This window comes from Anaerosalibacter sp. Marseille-P3206 (genome assembly GCF_900155565.1).
In the GTDB taxonomy this organism is placed as follows: Bacteria; Bacillota; Clostridia; order Tissierellales; family Sporanaerobacteraceae; genus FUHM01.
Map to the genome: position 1 here is coordinate 1,694,435 of NZ_FUHM01000002.1, position 15,078 is coordinate 1,709,512.

Here is a 15,078-nt window from a genome sequence, read left to right on the forward strand (position 1 = left end):
TAATGAGATCAATGTGGACTGCCGCTACTGGCATGAGAGCACAACAGCTTAATATAGATACTATTTCAAACAACTTGGCTAATGTAAACACTACTAGCTATAAGAGTCAAAGAGCTGAGTTTAAGGATTTATTTTATGCTACAATGAAAAAAAACAACTTAACTGATCAAGAAGGTAGCCCGGTAAATTTAGAAATAGGCCATGGAGTTATGCCTATTGCAACTAAAAAAGATTTTAAAACAGGAAGTTTTTTAGAAACTAACAATTCCTTTGATGTAGCTATAGATGGCACAGGCTTTTTTGCAATAGAACTTCCAAATGGAGAAGTTAAATACACAAGAGATGGAAGTTTTAAATTGAGTATAGATGGCGATGAGGGTATGTTAGTAACTTCAGAAGGTTATAGGGTTTTAAGTGAAGATGATGATGAGATAGTATTTGATTCTGGTGTTAGAGATATGACTATTGATGAATTTGGAAATATTACAGTTTGTGATGAAGATGGTGAAAAACTTGAAGTTGGAAGAATAAAAGTAGTTGATTTTATAAATCCAGAAGGGCTTTTAAGTGAAGGAATGAACCTTTACAGTGCAACAGTTGCTTCAGGAGAAGAAATACCTATGGAAACTGAAGAGATGAATAGTAGATTAGTGCAAGGATATCTAGAAAGTTCCAATGTTCAAGTAGTTGATGAAATGGTAAAGATGATAACTGCACAAAGAGCATACGAGATTAATTCTAAAACTATACAAACTTCAGATGAAATGTTACAGACAATAAACACTCTTAAGAGATAATTGAGGTGATAGAAGTGGAAATATTACCAACTTCCCTTCCACAAAGAAAAATAGAAGGGGCAAATGAGAACAAAAAGGATAAAGAACTAATGGATGTGTGTAAAGACTTTGAGTCTGTATTTATCCATATGATGCTCAAGGAAATGAGAAAAACCATACCTGAAGGTGGATTTGTAGAAAAAAGCACTGCTACCAAGATATTTGAAGATATGTTTGATGAAGAGATTTCAAAGGAAATATCAAATAAAGGCGATGGAATTGGCTTGGCAAAAGTGCTATATAATCAATTCAAAAGACAGAATGTAAATCTATAATTAGGGGGTTTAAGTTTCATGAGTAAAAAGATAGTCTCAATCCTTTTGGCACTCATGATAATGGTGGGAATTATTAGCGTAGGATATTGTGATGTAAACAAAAAATTGTCAAAAGCAGAAGTTGAAAAAATGATTGAAGAAGTAGCTAGGAAAAGGGGAATTCCAAGTGTTATTCTAAAATCTATAGCAAAAGCTGAAAGTTCATTGAAACAGTTTAACACAGATGGTTCAGTTGTAGCCAGCAGAGGTGGAAATCTAGGGATAATGCAAGTCCATAGATCAAGTGGCTACAATGAAAAAAAGCTAAAGGAAGACCCTATATACAATATTGAGTCCGGTGCAGATTTACTATTGAGCAAATGGAGATATGCAAATAGTCGAATGCCTCAAATAGGAGATATGGACCCAAATGTATTGGAAAATTGGTACTTTGCCCTTTGGGCTTACAATGGACTATTAGAGAGAAACAATCCAAATGTAAGAGAAAATACTTATCAATCTAAAATATATAGTATTGCCAATAAGGATTATGGTCAAAAGATCACACCAATAAGTAGAGGAAGTATACAATCTAGAGGAGTACCCAAAAAAGGCGGTAAGATAAAATCTCCAGATACTATTCACAAAGGAGATATAATCACCTATAATGTAGGGGATGTAGTAGTACCAGATGGAAAGAAGTTCTTAGTACTACAAAACACACCTTATGGCAAGGAAATAGGGAAAGTAAAACAAAACACTTCCATGACCATATTAGAAGGACCAAAACTAAAAAAAGGCTTTTATTTTTATAAAGTAAAAACACAGGACAATAAAACAGGTTGGATATTTGGAAATTGGCTAAAGTTAAAAGAAGAATAAAGATAAGAAAAAGAGCTGCTAATTAAAGCAGCTCTTTTCGTCTTTGTAGGACTAATTCCTACTGAATTTGAGGTTTTTGAAAAATAGTTTTTATTTGATATGTGATATTGTCGCCATTTACAGTAAATTCAGCAATACTCAAATTATATATATCTTCTGGATTAGTAATTCCCTTTGAATTTACTTGAATATATCTAATTCCATCCTTCAAATTTGCACTATTTTCATTTCCTCCATGAACAACCCATATGTCTTTTCCATTTAACTTGGTTTCTGATAATATTTCATGTAGTAGATTTGCCTCTAATTTGTCTGTAAATCCACCACTGCCAAATATAGGTTTTGGAAGAACAAGTACTATATTTTTTTCTTTAGAATTTTCCAAGTCATTTTTTAACCATAACCATTGTTCTGGATTAGATGCTCTCAAGCCATTTTTAGAGTCATCAGCTTTTATAATCAATAGATTATTGTTATACCTATATGGTTTGTATCCTTTAACTATATCGATATTAGCCTTTGCCTTAGATGCATTCTTGAACTCATTAGAACTACCACCTAAGTAAATAGCTACATTGTGCTTGTTTACATTAGCAAGTATTTTGTCACTAGCCTTATAGCCTACTACTTCGTCTAAATTTTGTGGTGCAGATGTAACTGCAAAGGAAAATCCATTCTTATTTTTAGCGACATTTACATTTCTTTCATCTTTCATAACACTTGCAGTTGGCAATTGAACATTTTCAAACTTAACAGGGTATTGAGCTACTAGTTCATCTAAGTATATTTCTCCAGTATATTTCTTAACTGAATCTATTTCAGTTAAATATATTCTATCCAATTTAATAGGATAAGATACATTAGAAGGTATATCTGCTACTACATGCTTCCAACCAGTCCAATCAATATTCTTTGCAAAGTCTATATAATATGATTGACCTTTGCTATCTGTGATATTTCCTCTAAGCCAGCCTGTTCCTTCATCACCATATACCCAAAGGCCTAGTTTAGAAGGATTTCCTTCAATTGATAATCCTTGTTCACCATTAGGTCTTAGATTTACATAACAAGCTCTAGTTCCTTCTCCACTAGTGAAGTCATACTTAAGAGCTATTGCCCCATTTCCTTCCTTAGCTTCTATAGCTGGATAAATACTTCCTGTTACTTCTTTAGGATAAGAGCTAAAGCTAAATCTACTTATATCATCAAGAGAATCCACCTTAGTTCCCTTACTTCCTACTGCTACTAATATATTTTCTACTCCAGTTCCAATTCTTGCTGTAATAGCACCAGAGGTAATAGTATTTCCGCTATAGAATATTCCATCTTGAACATGTCCAATATTTCCTGTAACTTCCCACTTCACATCTTCAGGATATACTAGTGCTTGAAAACCATCTTTATCTTTTGCATAGAATACTCCTAAGTTTTTCTGACTATTGATATCTACTGTGAAGCGTTCAGTTTCAGTTACAATATCAGCTACTTTATCCAATACAACCATATCAATATCAGCAGTAATACCATTATAATTTGCTCTTACTTTAGCTTTTCCAGGAGATAGGGCTTTTAGGGTATTGCCATTAATTTCTCCATTTACTCCTTCCACAGTAAATACTGCGTTGTTTTGATCTACTTCAATAGGATTGTGATATTGATCATATCCCTTTATCTTAAATCTTCTTGTAGTATTAGCAAACATGAATTTATCATCTGTAGAAATCTTAATACTTGCAAGTTCTCCCTTAGGTGCATTTGAAAAAAGTCCAACGCCATTGATTACCTTTCTTTCTCCACCATCAGAGGGTCTATTCACAAGTTTAGCTTGTGATTCATCTACATATTTTACAGCCATAGCTGTTGAGCCACCACCATCAAACATTATGGCATTATATGAACCAAGTTCTTTTAATATTGAACCAAAAGTTTTTTCATTAACACCTTTATAAGAAGTGTCTCTACCATCTATAGTTGCAATGATAAGTTCCTTCCCATCTTGAGAAACACCCATTCCAGTTCTAGGTGCTAGCCCTGGTGCGATATTGTGAGAATTCATAGGTACTCCATCTTTAAGGATAATACTTCCTCCACCGATGGCCATTTTGATGTTTTCAAGATTTGGTGTAGTAGTAAGATTTAATTGTACAGTATCTCCTACATGGAAGTTGTCTAAAAGTCTGTCCTTAACTCTCTCTCTACCTACAAGAACATATCCATTCTCTGGGATAGCTATAGGAGGTTGTCCGATTCTCACTTCTGTAACAACATCATCTATAACCACTATCTCAATAAGATCATTGTGTAGTTTGTTTCCAATAGATTGAGCTCCCCAATGTTTGTTGTAAAGCATAACTTCTGCATAAGCTTGACTAGCCTTATTTATAGCAGAAAGTATAACTTCTTTGCCTGTAGCTGATGATACAGCTGCCAATTTCTTATCAAAATATGCAATCTGCACATTCTTATTATTATCCAATACAAAAGCAGGTTTAGCATATTGTCTTTCCATAGGAGAGGATATTATTTCACCATCATTAATAAGAGTTCCAATTGGACTTGCAAAAGGTTTATAATTGAAAAAGTCTCCATTGACTCCTGCAATTGCATTTGATTCATTTACCATAGTGCTTACTTTTTCCCTTTTAGAGATTCCCTTATTGCTAAATAGTCCCTTTACTTCTGTGTACTCATCTTGTAAATCCACTCTAAGTACATTTATATTCCACCAACCTTTTGCAGTAAACCTCTGTACATGCTCATGTACTACTCCGCTTGAAAGATGTTCAGAATCTTTATTTTCATAGATGACAAAGGGAAGAGATTGTGCATTACTTGCCTTAGCGAATGGAAGCAAATTACTGCTTAGTATAATGGAGAGAGCTAATAAGCTTACTGCAAATTTTTTAATAAATTTGTTCATATTTTCTTCACCTCACTTAATATTAAAACCAAAGGTTTAAACCATCCTCGTTCTTTAAAGATGTAAGGAGTCTTTCTCTAGACCCAGGAACCTCTTTATATATCTCTGTTAGAAGGTTGTGAACATGTTCCCTTTTGGTTAATTTGTCTACATAACAAGGATTTTTTACTACAGGTATATCGTATTTTTGGATGGCTCCTATTATATCTTGTTCTGATAGGTATAGAAATGGACGTATTAAATATATATCTTTTCTAGATAGATAGGTAAGGGGTTTTAAGGTACTGATTCTTCCTTCATATAACATACTTAAGAAAAGTGTATCTAATGCATCGTCTGAATGATGGGCAAATGCTAATTTGTTGAATCCTCGTTCCTTTAGTGCATTGTGAATGGCACCCTTACGCATTTTAGCACATAGAGAACAAGGATTTTTTTCTTTTCTAACATTGAAAACAATCTCACTTATTCTAGTTTTACTTAAATTCAATGGTACGTCTAAACTATTGCAATAGGACCTAATGGTATCAGTGTCAAATCCATCAAAACCTAAATCCACAGTAAAGGCTTCCAATTGAAAATCCACTGGGCTAAAAGATTGATACTGTTTTAGGGCTTTTAACAGAACCATACTATCTTTTCCCCCGGACAATCCAACCCCTATCTTGTCTCCAGTTTCAATTAATTCAAAATCTTGTATAGCTCTTCGCATACATCCTAGTATTTTTTTCATCATACCAACCCTTCTAATAGAGAAACTATCTTCATTATATAATTTAAATATATCAATTAGGTTACAAATACATTACAATACATTGACAAAGGCAATAATCAAAAAATAAAAAAAGGATTGAAATTAATCAATCCTCTTTCGATGGTCGGGGTGGAGGGATTCGAACCCCCGGCCCCATGGTCCCAAACCACGTGCGCTACCAAACTGCGCTACACCCCGTCATCCCGTCGACTATTATAGTATAGGGGATTTTCTCTTTATATGCAACATATCAAAATAGGCCAAAAACCGTAATATATTTGATGTTTCTCGTTGTATCTACATTAATCTAACTTTTTCTCATTTTTTTAAATTATTTTTAAAACAATAAAGGTATTTATAATAATACATAGAATATAATTAACTAATAGCCAAAAGGAGGAGTGCAGAATGATTGAAATATTTGAAACAATAAAGGAAGAACTAATGGTAATGCTAGTTGCTGCTATGCCTCTTTCTGAATTGAGAGGAGCAATTCCTCTAGGGATAACCATGGGTTTTACTCCATGGGAAAGTACAGTTTTAAGCATCATAGGAAATATTATACCAGTACCTTTCTTGCTTAAGCTATTAGAACCAATAATGAACTATTTAGAAAACACCAAGCTCTTTTCAAAGACAATCCAATGGGTAAAGAGAAGAACCCTAAAAAGAAGTAGGGATAAAATCAAGAAATACTCTATATTTGGTCTATTCATACTAGTAGCAATACCCCTTCCAACTACAGGGGCTTGGACAGGATGCATAGCTGCAACACTACTAAAAATAGACTTCAAAAATGCACTAACATCCATAATATCTGGGGTAATAGCTGCTGGAATCATAGTATATACATTAAGCTCTAACATAATAGCCGTATTTTAGGGACATGGGGACAGGTTCACTGTCCTTTATCTTTTGTTGACATAAAACAAAACTTATGTTAAAATTAGTCTAAATTAATAAAAATCTTGATGCCTTATCAAGAGTGGTGGAGGGAATGGGCCCTATGAAACCCGGCAACCCACAGGTGAAGCTGTGACGGTGCTAAATCCCACAGAATATTAATTCTGGAAGATGAGGTAATGACAAAAATTGCCTTTTCCTTTTGGAAAAGGCTTTTAAATTTTAAGGAGGTACTTTTAATGAAAAAGTGGTTATTTACATCAGAATCAGTTACTGAGGGCCACCCAGATAAAGTTTGTGATCAAATTTCAGACGCCATATTAGACGCCATAATAGCACAAGATCCTTATGCTAGGGTAGCTTGTGAGACTGCTGTTACTACTGGAATGGTATTGGTAGCAGGAGAAATCACTACAAATTGTTATGTAGACATTCCTCATATTGTAAGGGAAACTGTAAAAGAAATCGGTTATACAAGGGCAAAATATGGATTTGACGGAGAAACTTGCGCTGTTCTTACATCAATAAACGAGCAATCACCAGATATCGCTATGGGAGTAAACGAAGCTCAAGAACACAAACAAAATAAAGAAGATGAATACAATAAAATAGGTGCTGGAGACCAAGGTATGATGTTTGGTTATGCTTGCAACGAAACAGAAGAACTTATGCCATTACCTATATCCTTAGCACATAGACTATCTAGAAGACTTACAGAAGTGAGAAAGAATGGCACACTTTCATATCTTAGACCAGATGGTAAGACTCAAGTAACTGTTGAATACCATGACAACAAGCCAGTGAGAATTGAAAGTATAGTAGTTTCATCACAACACTGTCCAGATGTAGAATTAGAGACTATCAGAGAAGATATCATAAGAGAAGTAATATCAAAGATAGTTCCAGAAGATATGCTAGATGAAAACACTAAATACTATGTAAATCCTACAGGAAGATTTGTTGTAGGTGGACCTATGGGCGATGCTGGACTTACAGGTAGAAAGATAATAGTAGATACCTATGGTGGTTATGGTAGACATGGTGGTGGAGCTTTTTCAGGAAAAGACCCAACAAAAGTAGACAGATCAGCTTGCTATGCTGCAAGATATGTAGCTAAAAACATCGTAGCAGCAGGATTAGCTGACAAATGTGAAGTAGGCCTTGCTTATGCTATAGGAGTAGCTAAACCACTTTCCATCTATGTTGATACCTTTGGAACTGGAAAGATTGATGACAATAGAATCGAAGAATTAGTAAGAAAACACTTTGACCTAAGACCTGCAGCTATTATAGACAAATTAGATTTAAGAAAACCTATATACAAACAAATTGCAAGCTATGGACACTTTGGTAGACTTGACTTAGATCTTACATGGGAAAGAACTGACAAAGCAGAAACACTAAGAAGTGAAGGATTAGGAAAATAACTAATTCTAAGTAAAACATAGGCAGAATTAGTACAATTCTAACAAAAAAAGAATAGAAAAGAAGAATTTCTTAAAAAGTAGAATGATGAAAAGGCGTCATTCTGCTTTTTTTTTATTCTATTTTCTGAGGTAATATCTAACTACCGGTAATAAACGAAAGCTAGCTTTCCTTGGAGGAAAACTATGTACAAAGAAATAGATGATTTGAGGATATTAAGTAAAAATGGAGACAATCTAGCAAAGCAAAATTTATTACAAAAGCTAAATCCCCTAATCATAAGCTCAATAAAGAGGTATTATAACAACTACAGCCAGTATGAAGACCTAATCCAAGAAGGCTATGAGGAGATACTAAAATGTATAGTTGACTATGATGAAAACAGAGGTGTGAACTTTTTAGGATATATAAAAGTTAAGTTGAAATTTCTATATCTAAATAAACACAAAGAAAAGAAGACTTTTTCTCTAAATGAAACATTAGGAGAAGATGGAGTCGAATTAATAGAACTATTAGAAGGAGAAGAAAACCCCCTAGAAGATTATCTAATGAAGGAATCAAATGAATCTCTAATAGATGCATTGTCTAAACTAACAGAAAGGCAAAGAGAAGTCTTAATATTATTCTATATAGATGAACTGTCCATAGGTGAAATATCCAAAAAACTAGGTATAAGCTACAGAACAGTAGTAAATACCAAAACCAGAGCCCTAGAACTATGTTTAAAAAATTGCCAATGGTAAAAATCATCTTCCACTTCTATATAAAGAGTATAAGGAGGTGATAACATGGCAGTTAAAGAAACTAGAGAAGCTAGAAAATTGAAGCTAGAACTAGACGGAGGAATGAAAGGTGATAAGCAAATCATCAAAAGCAAAACTTTCTCTAAAGTAAAAGTAGATGCAGCAAATGAAGACATTTATGCAGTAGGAACAACCCTAGCTGGTCTTCAAGAAAAAGCACTACTAAAAGTGAAAAAGATTGAGGAAGTTTATCTATCAGAAGAGTAATAGTTAAAAATAGTTAAAAGGAGGTGAGCAGATGGAAAAGTCAAAACTAGAATTGATCTTCAAAAATAATGCAGACAAAAAAATCACCCTATCTGTAGATGAGCCAAAAGCTGACTTAACCGGAGTAGAAGTGAAAACAGCAATGGATACATTAGTTGCTAAAAATATTTTCAACTACGATGGAGGTGGCATGGTTGCCACAGTAGGGGCTAGACTAGTGAAAACTACAGTTGAAGATTTGGAAATTTAGTGTAAAAGGAGACCATCATGGAAAATCTATATACTCAAATAGCAAATTTAGGCTTTCCAATAGTGATTTCAATATATCTTCTAGTTAGAATAGAAGGAAAACTCAATGAACTCACTAAAAGCATAAATGAGCTATCTAAAACAATAGCTAGCATGAACTAAAAAAACCCTTGACTTATTATAGCAAATATAAGTCAAGGGTTTTTTTCTATGGTATAATTATCATAATGATAAGGATAATGGAGGAATTGTTTTGATAAGCATCGAGGGAACTATAGAAGAAGTAATATTTAGAAATGAGACAAATGGATATACTGTAGCCATATTAGAGTCAACAGATGATGTAGTCACCATAGTTGGCTATATTCCCTTTGTAAATATAGGAGAGACCATAAAGGTAGAGGGGGAATGGATGAATCATCCTAATTATGGTGAACAAATAAAAATTGAAAACATCTCTACAGTAGTTCCTGCTACACTAAACGGTATAGAAAAATATCTCTCATCAGGACTCATCCCCTACATAGGACCCAAAACTGCAAAAAAGATAGTTGAAAGATTTGGAATGGAGTCCATAGACATTATAGAAATGAATCCAGAAAGGCTAAAAGAGATAGATGGAATCGGAGACAAAAAGATAGAAAAAATCCTTGAAGCCTTTCAAGAACAAAGAGAACTAAGAGAAATAATGATATTCTTGCAACAATATGACATCAGCCCATCCTATGGGGTGAGAATATATAAGAAATACGGAAATGAAACAGTAAAGATCATCTCAGAAAACCCATATAGACTCTCGGAAGATGTATTTGGCATAGGATTTAAAACAGCAGACAAAATAGCTCAAAGTATGGGAATTGAAAAAGACTCCCCCTATAGAATAAACGCAGGAATAAAATTTATTCTAATGGACTATGCAGGCAGTGGTCACAGTTTTGTACCAAAAAAAGAACTATTGAATAAGTCAAAAGAAATGCTAGAAGTAGAAGAAGAGTCTATAGAGGAATCCATCAGAGACTTGGCCATAAAAGGTGAAATCCAACTTGAAAATGGAGAAGAAGAGATATTAGTATACTATATGCCCTTTTACAGAGCAGAGGCTAATGTTAGTAAGAAAATAGTAGAACTCTCTAGAGTTGAGTTGGACTCATTGAATATAGATATAGAAAAGGGAATAGAAAAAATTGAAGAAGAAGAGGGAATAAGATTTGCAGCTAAACAAAAAGAAGCCATTAAAGAAGCTGTAGAAAATGGAATGGTAGTAATAACAGGAGGCCCTGGAACAGGGAAGACCACCACTATAAATGCCATAATACAGCTATTCGAAAGGGAAAATTTAACCATAGCATTGGCTGCACCTACAGGGAGAGCTGCAAAGAGGATGAGTCAAGCATCTAACAGAGAAGCCAAGACCATTCACAGACTATTAGAATATTCCTTTATGGAAGCAGAAATGGGCTTTGGCAGAGATGAAGACACTCCCCTAGAGGCAGATGTGGTCATAATAGATGAAACTTCTATGGTAGATATTATTCTTATGAATCATCTCATGAAGGCTATCATACCAGGGACAAGAGTAGTATTTGTAGGAGATATAGACCAACTTCCTTCTGTAGGACCAGGTAATGTACTAAGAGATATTATAGACAGTGGAATTGTAAAAGTAGTTATGCTAGATGAGATATTTCGACAGGCAGAAGAAAGTATGATAGTAGTAAACGCTCATAGGATTAACAAGGGAGAACCTCCATTTTTAAACGTAAAAGACAAGGACTTCTACTTTATTCCCAAAAGTGATCCCAAAGAAATAGTTTCAACTATATTGGATTTATGCAATAGAAGACTTCCTAACTTCAATGGATATGACTCATTGGCAGATATTCAAGTGCTTACTCCTATGAAAAAAGGAGAAGTGGGTATAAACTCCCTAAACAAGCATCTACAAGAAATACTCAATCCCAAAGGTTATGGAAAAGCAGAAAAAAAGATGGGCAATGAGCTATTTCGTGTAGGAGATAAGGTAATGCAGATAAAAAACAACTACACTACCGAGTGGAAAATATATGATGATAATAGAGTAATAGAAGAAGGAGAAGGAGTATATAATGGTGACTTTGGATTTATAACTCATATAGATGAAGAAGATAGAATAGTTAAGGTACTATTTGATGGAGAAAAAGAAGTAGAATATGAATTCAAACAACTGGATGAATTAAAACTAGCCTATGCTACTACAGTTCACAAAAGTCAAGGCAGTGAATTTCCAGTAGTCATCATGCCAATATCTTGGGGTCCACCAATGTTACTTACGAGAAATCTACTTTACACCGCCATTACAAGAGCAAAACAATTAGTAGTACTTGTAGGGCAAGAAAAATATCTTTATATGATGATCAAAAACAATAGGATTGCAAAGAGATACTCCGGCCTTGACAACAAACTTAGGCAGATATTCACTATGTTTTAGGAGGATATTATGGGACTATTTGATGGGCTCAATAGTTTGCTTTTCCCTGATAATAATATATGCCTTTTTTGTAGAGAAAAAATAGAAGTAGATGCTCCATACTTTCTATGCCAAGATTGTATAGATAAGCTTAAGTTTCTAAACAAGGAGATAAATATTGACTCTCCCTATATAGAAAGCGGGATATATTCACTATTCTTCAATGAATATGTTAGGGAAAAAATATATAAATACAAATACTATAGATGTAGTTATCTATATAAAACCTTTGGTGAAATTCTAAAACAAAGCATTGAAAGTGTAGAGCTTTTTAAAAATATAGATATAATAACCTATGTCCCAATACATAGGAAAAGAAAGGCCCAGAGAGGATTTGACCAATCAGAACTAGTGGCTCAATATATAGGACAATCACTGGATATCAAAGTTTCAGTGGGAAATCTAGTGAGAACTAAAAACACTATGGCTCAAAACAAATTATCAAGAAGTAGAAGACTTGAAAATATTAGTGGAGCTTTTAAAATTAAATATGAAGATGAATTTTTTGATAAAGAAATTCTTCTAATTGACGATATAATTACTACAGGAGTAACACTAAATGAATGTGGGAAAGTATTGTTAGAATCTGGAGGTAAGAAGGTTTATGCCTTGGCAATTACCTCTGGGAAAAATAGATAATAATAAATTAAGAAGGTGATTTGATGGATGTAAGAAATTGTACACGTTGTGGTAATATTTATGTATATGATAATTTTAAGATCTGTCCAAAATGTAGGAGAGAAGATGAAAAGGATTTTCAAACTATAAAAGAATATATAGATGAGTATCCTGATGCAAATATAACTGAAGTATCTGAAGAGACAGGAGTAGATACTCAAAAGATAATTGCTTTCCTAAAAGAAGGTAGATTAGAAATAAAAGGAGACAACAATATATTCTTAGCTTGCGAAAGATGTGGACAGCCTATTAAGACTGGGAGATTTTGTGACAAATGTACTCTAGAGATGCAAAAAGAGATGAGAGAAGCCATAGGTGGCAGAAAAGATCCAAGCGAACTTCATACTGGAGAACTAAAACAAAGGCTTGGAGTCAAGGATAGAAGACGTAATTAATAATAAAAATAAAATATTAAAGTAATACCCCATTGTTTCCGATAATAGTATTGAGAAAAGAAAGGAAAAATGGGGTGTTTTTATGAAAATTAATAAAGTGGATAAAATACTTCAAGTGTATAATACTCAAAACATAAAGAAAACAGAATTAGCAAAAGGCAATGGAAAAAAGGATGAATTGAAATTATCAGAAAAGGCAATTGAATTTCAAAATGCAGTCAATAGCCTAAAAGATATTCCAGATATCAGAAAAGATAAAGTTGAGAAGATTAAGCATGAGATAAAAACAGGAACTTATAAAGTAGATGGTGAAAAAATAGTAGAGAAGATGATGGGAAATATTAGCTTTGATAAAAGAGCTTAATATGGTGGTGATATTTTGACTTTTAAAGAAGAATTAGAAGCTGTTTTAACTCAGCAGCTAAAAACACTCATAGATTTAAAGGATATTACAGAAGAAAAGACTCAAGTATTGATAGATGAAGACTTAGAAACTCTAGAGAGAATAACTAGAGTCGAACAAGAGCTAATAAACAGAGTGGGAACATTAGAAGTAGAGAGGGAAAGGCTTCTTGACAGTTGGGGGCTAAAGACAAACACCTCTCTTTCTATTATCATATCCAATCTTCCAGAAGATGAAAAGGAAGACATAGGAAAACTAGGGGAAGAACTATATAAAATCATAGAGATAATAGATGAAAAAAACAAATTAAATAGTCAACTTTTAGCAGACAATATAGATTGGGTTGAGTTTAATTTAAACTTACTAACAAGCGTACAAACTCCTTCTACCTATAGTAAAGGAGAGGGAAATATGAAAAGCAATAATAGCTTATTTGATAGGAAGGTGTAGATATGTCATTTGGAGGACTGTATATTTCTATATCAGGATTATATGCAAACAAAAAAGCATTAGATACAATATCTCACAATATTTCCAATTCCAACAACCCTATATACGTGAGACAAAGTGCCATACATGCAAGTAATAGGTATTCAACAACTCAAGTTGGAAATATGCAAATGGGTACAGGAGTCCATGTAGAAGAAATCAGGCAAATTCGTGACGAATTTATTGACTTGAGACTTAGAAGAGAAATGGAGATACATGGATATTGGAGTGCTACTAGTGATGTACTTCACGAGGTAGAAATGATATTCAACGAACAAACCAACAGTGGACTACAAAAGGTAATGTCAAATTTTTGGGATAGCTGGTCTGAACTATATCAGAAGCCAGATAGCATTACAATGAGGGGTCTAGTCCATGAAAGTGCTGTAGCCTTTGTAGAAACTGTAAATCATATAGATACTCAGCTAGACAATCTTCAGCTGAATCTAAATAAAAAGATATTAAATGAAGTAGATGAAATAAACAATATTTTAGAAGATGTAATGTTTTTTAATGAAAAGATAAAACTAGGAGAAGGACAGGGAGAAAATATAAGAGCAAATGACTTTAGAGATAGTAGAAATGAATTGTTGGACAAACTATCTGAAAAACTCCCTATCACCTATTATGAAAAATACACTGGAGAAGTAGTAATCTCTCTAAATGGAAGAGACTTAATCAACGGAAACTATATGAATCCATTAAAAATTGTTAAAGACAATAAAGGCTATGGAAACATCTATTGGTCTGACACTAATGAGAAAATTGATTTACAAGGAAAAGGAGAACTTGGCGGATATATAGATGCAAGAGATGAAGCTGTGGAAAAGTATAGGAAGAGTTTGAATGAGTTAGTTAAGACTATGGCAGATGAGATAAATGAGGTACACAAGAATGGAAAAAGTTTGGATTGGGATGGAAAGACTAATGAAGAGATTGAATTTTTCATAGGTTCAGGTGGAGAAATCAATGCAGCCAATATCAGAGTCAATCCAGAACTAGGAAACTTCAACAAAATAGCAGTATCCAAGTCTGGAGCATTGGGAGATGGAGAGAACATCAAAGATATACTGAAACTTAGAGATGAGATTAATAAAGAATTAAAGGATATGACTTTCGATAATTTTTACAGAGACATAATATCCACCCTAGGTGTAGAAAGAAACAAAGCAAGAAGTATTACACTAAATCAAGAAATACTCATAAAACAAATAGAAGATAGAAAAGGTGCCATCTCAGCAGTATCCCTAGATGAAGAAATGGCAGACATGCTAAAATATCAACACTCCTACATAGCCAACTCCAGAGTAGTCAACGCCATAGATGAGATGGTAGAAAACATAGTAAATAGAATGGGAATAGTGGGAAGATAAA

Annotated in this window: 17 protein-coding genes, 1 tRNA gene and 1 riboswitch; of the genes, 15 read left to right on the top strand and 3 right to left on the bottom strand. The window is 33.7% G+C overall.

The genetic code is table 11. The features are described 5' to 3' along the window. Positions 1-2: 2 nt before the first annotated feature. From flgG to BQ9840_RS09425, 3 genes are read left to right on the top strand one after another with little or no spacing between them, the layout of a single operon-like run. On the top strand, positions 3-797 hold the full coding sequence (gene flgG / locus BQ9840_RS09415) for a flagellar basal-body rod protein FlgG (RefSeq protein WP_077369544.1): 795 nt from the start codon (positions 3-5) through the stop codon (positions 795-797). A 14-nt stretch (positions 798-811) separates the two neighbouring features. Then, entirely contained in the window at positions 812-1,111 is a 300-nt protein-coding gene (locus BQ9840_RS09420) for a rod-binding protein (RefSeq protein WP_143254329.1), read from the top strand. 18 nt (positions 1,112-1,129) lie between these two features. Next, positions 1,130-1,972, top strand: coding sequence for a transglycosylase SLT domain-containing protein (locus BQ9840_RS09425; protein ID WP_077369546.1), 843 nt, complete (start codon positions 1,130-1,132; stop codon positions 1,970-1,972). 58 nt (positions 1,973-2,030) lie between these two features. Here BQ9840_RS09425 and BQ9840_RS09430 read toward each other — a convergent pair whose 3' ends face one another. The 3 genes from BQ9840_RS09430 to BQ9840_RS09440 all read right to left on the bottom strand — a co-directional run bounded on the left by BQ9840_RS09430 (position 2,031) and on the right by BQ9840_RS09440 (position 5,844). Then, positions 2,031-4,892, bottom strand: coding sequence for a phosphodiester glycosidase family protein (locus tag BQ9840_RS09430; protein ID WP_077369547.1), 2,862 nt, complete (start codon positions 4,890-4,892; stop codon positions 2,031-2,033). Between the two features lie 22 nt (positions 4,893-4,914). Then, positions 4,915-5,628, bottom strand: coding sequence for a tRNA lysidine(34) synthetase (locus tag BQ9840_RS09435; protein ID WP_200804914.1), 714 nt, complete (start codon positions 5,626-5,628; stop codon positions 4,915-4,917). A 139-nt stretch (positions 5,629-5,767) separates the two neighbouring features. Then, positions 5,768-5,844: transfer RNA gene (locus BQ9840_RS09440), tRNA-Pro, on the bottom strand. A gap of 210 nt (positions 5,845-6,054) precedes the next feature. Here BQ9840_RS09440 and BQ9840_RS09445 point away from each other — a divergent pair. From BQ9840_RS09445 to flgK, 12 genes are all read left to right on the top strand, one after another. Beyond that, on the top strand, positions 6,055-6,528 hold the full coding sequence (locus BQ9840_RS09445; protein WP_077369548.1) for a COG2426 family protein: 474 nt from the start codon (positions 6,055-6,057) through the stop codon (positions 6,526-6,528). 91 nt (positions 6,529-6,619) lie between these two features. Continuing rightward, positions 6,620-6,727: riboswitch (SAM riboswitch) on the top strand. A 61-nt stretch (positions 6,728-6,788) separates the two neighbouring features. Continuing rightward, complete coding sequence (gene metK / locus BQ9840_RS09450; RefSeq protein WP_077369549.1) at positions 6,789-7,976, top strand: methionine adenosyltransferase; 1,188 nt, start codon at positions 6,789-6,791, stop codon at positions 7,974-7,976. Between the two features lie 183 nt (positions 7,977-8,159). After that, a complete protein-coding gene (locus tag BQ9840_RS09455; RefSeq protein WP_077369550.1) occupies positions 8,160-8,717 on the top strand; it encodes a sigma-70 family RNA polymerase sigma factor in 558 nt (185 codons plus the stop codon). Positions 8,718-8,762: 45 nt separating this feature from the next. Continuing rightward, complete coding sequence (locus BQ9840_RS09460; protein WP_077369551.1) at positions 8,763-8,984, top strand: DUF1659 domain-containing protein; 222 nt, start codon at positions 8,763-8,765, stop codon at positions 8,982-8,984. Between the two features lie 31 nt (positions 8,985-9,015). Then, positions 9,016-9,234 (top strand): DUF2922 domain-containing protein, encoded by a 219-nt coding sequence (locus tag BQ9840_RS09465; protein ID WP_077369552.1) that lies wholly within the window; start codon positions 9,016-9,018, stop codon positions 9,232-9,234. Between the two features lie 17 nt (positions 9,235-9,251). Beyond that, positions 9,252-9,395 (top strand): YvrJ family protein, encoded by a 144-nt coding sequence (locus tag BQ9840_RS09470; protein WP_077369553.1) that lies wholly within the window; start codon positions 9,252-9,254, stop codon positions 9,393-9,395. 91 nt (positions 9,396-9,486) lie between these two features. Next, positions 9,487-11,700: an SF1B family DNA helicase RecD2 gene (locus BQ9840_RS09475; RefSeq protein WP_077369554.1), complete on the top strand. Its 2,214-nt coding sequence runs from the start codon at positions 9,487-9,489 to the stop codon at positions 11,698-11,700. Between the two features lie 9 nt (positions 11,701-11,709). Further along, the gene (locus BQ9840_RS09480) at positions 11,710-12,378 is read left to right on the top strand and encodes a ComF family protein (protein ID WP_077369555.1); all 669 of its coding nucleotides are present in this window, start codon (positions 11,710-11,712) and stop codon (positions 12,376-12,378) included. 23 nt (positions 12,379-12,401) lie between these two features. Beyond that, positions 12,402-12,812: a TIGR03826 family flagellar region protein gene (locus BQ9840_RS09485; RefSeq protein ID WP_077369556.1), complete on the top strand. Its 411-nt coding sequence runs from the start codon at positions 12,402-12,404 to the stop codon at positions 12,810-12,812. Between the two features lie 82 nt (positions 12,813-12,894). Beyond that, on the top strand, positions 12,895-13,176 hold the full coding sequence (gene flgM, locus BQ9840_RS09490) for a flagellar biosynthesis anti-sigma factor FlgM (protein WP_077369557.1): 282 nt from the start codon (positions 12,895-12,897) through the stop codon (positions 13,174-13,176). Positions 13,177-13,191: 15 nt separating this feature from the next. Continuing rightward, complete coding sequence (locus BQ9840_RS09495) at positions 13,192-13,665, top strand: flagellar protein FlgN (protein WP_159436136.1); 474 nt, start codon at positions 13,192-13,194, stop codon at positions 13,663-13,665. A gap of 2 nt (positions 13,666-13,667) precedes the next feature. Further along, positions 13,668-15,077 (top strand): flagellar hook-associated protein FlgK, encoded by a 1,410-nt coding sequence (flgK, locus tag BQ9840_RS09500; RefSeq protein WP_077369559.1) that lies wholly within the window; start codon positions 13,668-13,670, stop codon positions 15,075-15,077. The last annotated feature ends 1 nt before the right edge of the window (position 15,078 follow it).

Coding starts and splice junctions, on each gene's coding strand:
- BQ9840_RS09460 (WP_077369551.1), top strand. CDS start 8,763: ATGGCAGTTAAAGAAACTAGAGAAGCTAGAAAATTGAAGCTAGAACTA.
- BQ9840_RS09435 (WP_200804914.1), bottom strand. CDS start 5,628: ATGATGAAAAAAATACTAGGATGTATGCGAAGAGCTATACAAGATTTT.
- BQ9840_RS09480 (WP_077369555.1), top strand. CDS start 11,710: ATGGGACTATTTGATGGGCTCAATAGTTTGCTTTTCCCTGATAATAAT.
- flgM (WP_077369557.1), top strand. CDS start 12,895: ATGAAAATTAATAAAGTGGATAAAATACTTCAAGTGTATAATACTCAA.
- flgG (WP_077369544.1), top strand. CDS start 3: ATGAGATCAATGTGGACTGCCGCTACTGGCATGAGAGCACAACAGCTT.
- metK (WP_077369549.1), top strand. CDS start 6,789: ATGAAAAAGTGGTTATTTACATCAGAATCAGTTACTGAGGGCCACCCA.
- BQ9840_RS09470 (WP_077369553.1), top strand. CDS start 9,252: ATGGAAAATCTATATACTCAAATAGCAAATTTAGGCTTTCCAATAGTG.
- flgK (WP_077369559.1), top strand. CDS start 13,668: ATGTCATTTGGAGGACTGTATATTTCTATATCAGGATTATATGCAAAC.
- BQ9840_RS09425 (WP_077369546.1), top strand. CDS start 1,130: ATGAGTAAAAAGATAGTCTCAATCCTTTTGGCACTCATGATAATGGTG.
- BQ9840_RS09485 (WP_077369556.1), top strand. CDS start 12,402: ATGGATGTAAGAAATTGTACACGTTGTGGTAATATTTATGTATATGAT.
- BQ9840_RS09430 (WP_077369547.1), bottom strand. CDS start 4,892: ATGAACAAATTTATTAAAAAATTTGCAGTAAGCTTATTAGCTCTCTCC.
- BQ9840_RS09465 (WP_077369552.1), top strand. CDS start 9,016: ATGGAAAAGTCAAAACTAGAATTGATCTTCAAAAATAATGCAGACAAA.
- BQ9840_RS09445 (WP_077369548.1), top strand. CDS start 6,055: ATGATTGAAATATTTGAAACAATAAAGGAAGAACTAATGGTAATGCTA.
- BQ9840_RS09455 (WP_077369550.1), top strand. CDS start 8,160: ATGTACAAAGAAATAGATGATTTGAGGATATTAAGTAAAAATGGAGAC.